The following is a 3,016-nucleotide window of genomic DNA, read 5'->3' as shown; positions in this document are numbered from 1 at the left end:
CACGCCGTGCAGTTCGGCCCCCGACAGGTCGGCCCGCGACAGGTTGGCGCGCACGAAGGATGAGCCCTGGGCCTCGGCCCCCGTCAGGACGGCGCCGGTGAAATTGGTCGAGGTGAAGTTGGCCCCGACGATCTCGACCCCCGCCAGATTGGCGCGGCTGAAGTCGCTGCCGGTGAAGTTGGACCCGACCATTTCCGCGCCGCGCAGATTGGCGCCGACCAGGGTGGCGTTCATGAAACTGGCGCCGGTGAAGGTGGCGCCCGACAGGTTGCGGCCCGACAGTTCGCAGCGATTGCACGATCCGCCCAGCGACACCGACCGGGCCACGTCGCGATCCTGAACCGCCATCTCGACCCCGGCGAAGGCGGGGGTGGCGAGCATCAGGCCCGCCGCCGCGATCAGGGCGGATTTCAATCGGATGGAGGTGGGGCGAGCGATCTGTTTCACGCAGTCTGAATGCCCCGAAACACCGATCATACCTACTTAAATCGAGGTAATTTCGTTAAATCCCCGCAAGGCGGATGGCCGTCAGCAGGCGGGAATACGTAGGTTTCCCGACAGGATGGTCGAGGAGTCGCCGCAGGCGCGATTCAGTCGGCTTTGGGTCAATCCAGTCGCACGCGACAGGTCCGCGCCGGACAGGTTGGTTCCAGTCAGATTGGCGCCCGAGAAGCTGGCGCCCTGCAGATAGGCGCCGACGAAACTCGCGTTGGTCAGGTCCGCGCCCGAGAAGTTGGAGCCGGAGAAGACGCCGCCATAAGCCTCGACGTCGCGCAGGTCGGCGTTGGAGAAGCGGGTGCGGTTCATCACGCTGAGGCTGAGGTCCGCCTGACGCAGGCGCGCGCCGGACAGGTTCAGGCCGCGCGCCTCCAGGCCTGAAAAATCGCCCTGGAACAGGTTGCAGCCGGCGCAGGATCCGCCGCGTTTCACGCTGGCGATCTGGCCGGCGTTCTGCGCCAGGGCAGGGGTTGCGGCCGCCGCAAACAGGGCGACGGCGATGGAAAGGGCGGTCAGGCGGGACATGGGGTCGCTCCAGCGAAAACGTCGCGTGGCCTCAGCCTAGACCCCAGCCGTTAACTTAGCCCTGATCGCCGCCGTGAAGCGCCCGCGCATCGCCGCAGGTGTCGCAGACCCAGACGCCGCCGCGATTCTGCAGACTGAAGTCGCCGCAGGACGGGCAGGCGACGGCCTCTGTGTTGGCGGCGATCTTCGGCTCGGGCTCGGCCTTCTTGCCGAAGGGCAGGACCACCAGATTGTCGGGGGCGGAGCCGCGGGCGAAACCCTTTGATATGAAGCGGGCGGCGGGGACAGCCTCTCCGCCCTCCGCCTTGCCATGGCCCAGGCCGTCGGCGTTCAACTCGTCGGGGCCGGCGTTGGCCAGTTCGTGGCGGTCCAGATAGGAGACGCCCAGCTCGCGGAAGATATAGTCCAGGATCGAGGTCGCCGAGCGGATAGAATCATTGCCCGTGACGCGGCCGGCCGGTTCGAACCGGGTGAAGACGAAGGCGTCGACGAACTCGTCCAGCGGCACGCCGTACTGAAGCCCGATCGAGATGGCGATGGCGAAATTGTTCATCAGGCTGCGGAAGGCGGCGCCTTCCTTGTGCATGTCGATGAAGATCTCGCCCAGTTCGCCGTCGTCGTATTCGCCGGTGTGGATATAGACCTTGTGCCCGCCGACGGCCGCCTTCTGGATATAGCCCTTGCGGCGGTCGGGCAGTTTGCGGCGGGCGCGCTCGCGTTCGACCACACGTTCGACGACGCGCTCCTGCGGCGCAGGGGCGGGGGCGGGGCGGGGTGTTTCGAGGCGCGGAGCCGTATCGGCTTTCGGCAGGTTCAGCAGGGGGCCGGGGGGCGGCGCCGCGCGACGCAGCCGCACCGCGCGGCCACCCACGGCGGCCGCCTGGGCCAGGCGGCGGGCGGCCTGGGCGGCGGTGGCGCGCCAGTCCAGGATGTCCACGGCCGTGTCGGGCGCGTCGCTGAACGGTTCGACGGCGCGGCGCAGATTGGCCTCGACGCTCGCTGGATCGGCCAGCAAGGCGGCGACGGCAGGGGGCGCCTCGGGCCAATCCGTCAGGCCGCCGTGACCGAAGACCCAGCGCGCGGCCTCGGCCTCGGCCTCTTCGGGCACGCCCAGCAGGTTCAGCAACGGGCCGTCGCCGTCTTCCAGTCCCAGGACGTCGCGGATGAAGCCGGGGTCCAGCACCGGGGCGGTGAAGACGGCGTCGAACCCGTCGGCCCCGGCCAGGGCCTGTTCGACGGCGGCCAGTTCGATGTCGGTGAACCCGAATCCGCGCAGGGCGGCGTGATCGACGCCCGGCGCCTCGACCAGGGTGCGACGGCCGAACAGCCGGCGCTCGGCCGTCTGGACGTCGCCGCCCGCGTAGGCCAGGGCGGCGGCCAGGGGCGGGGCCAGGCGGCGGCCGATCTGGCCGTCGGCGGTCTGGAAGACGTCGATGACCGAAGGGGCGCTCAGGCCCAGACGCAGCCGAGCCTCGGCGTCATCGACGAACAGGCTGATGGTCGCATGGCGCCGGGGCGCGCCCAGCTTGCCGATCCGCTTCAAAGCGACGGCGGCCAGGGGGTCCGGGTTGGATTTGAGGCGGGCGCGGCGAATGCGGTCGGCGTCGGCGACCTGGCTTTTCACGCCGTCCCATTCAGCGCAGGGGCCGCGCAGTTGGGCCAACTCGGCGGAGGTCTGGGCCGCCACGACCGCCGTCAGTCCGGCCAGGGCCTCGGCCCGCTCGGACAGGTCGCCGCCGGCCGGGATCAGGGCGGCCGACAGGCCCTCCAGCCCCAGGGCGATGGCGGCGCTCGCGGCTTGAAGATCCAGGGCCACGGTCCATAGACGCACCAGGTCGGGCAGAAGATCGAAGGTCCCGCTGTCCAGGGCGGCGACGGCGGATAGGTCCAGCAGGGCGCGGCTGACACCGCCCTCGGCCAGGGCCTCGGCGTCGCGGGGGGCGAAGGTCGCGATCAGCCCGCCGTCCAACGACGATTCGGCGGCCAGTAGGGC

Annotated in this window: 3 protein-coding genes; all 3 read right to left on the bottom strand. The window is 70.1% G+C overall.

Going from position 1 to position 3,016, the window contains the following annotated elements; genetic code table 11:
- A partial coding sequence (locus Q7J26_RS07015; RefSeq protein WP_304935773.1) for a pentapeptide repeat-containing protein occupies positions 1–447 on the bottom strand: 447 nt, incomplete at its 3' end.
- Between the two features lie 81 nt (positions 448–528).
- Entirely contained in the window at positions 529–1,023 is a 495-nt protein-coding gene (locus tag Q7J26_RS07010; RefSeq protein ID WP_304935772.1) for a pentapeptide repeat-containing protein, read from the bottom strand.
- 55 nt (positions 1,024–1,078) lie between these two features.
- On the bottom strand, positions 1,079–3,016 hold a 1,938-nt coding region (locus tag Q7J26_RS07005), incomplete at its 5' end, for a TSCPD domain-containing protein (RefSeq protein ID WP_304935771.1).

It is taken from the genome of Brevundimonas sp., assembly GCF_030656255.1.
GTDB lineage: Bacteria > Pseudomonadota > Alphaproteobacteria > Caulobacterales > Caulobacteraceae > Brevundimonas.
The sequence above is the reverse complement of the archived record's forward strand: the minus strand, read 5'-3'. Positions and strand labels throughout refer to the sequence as shown.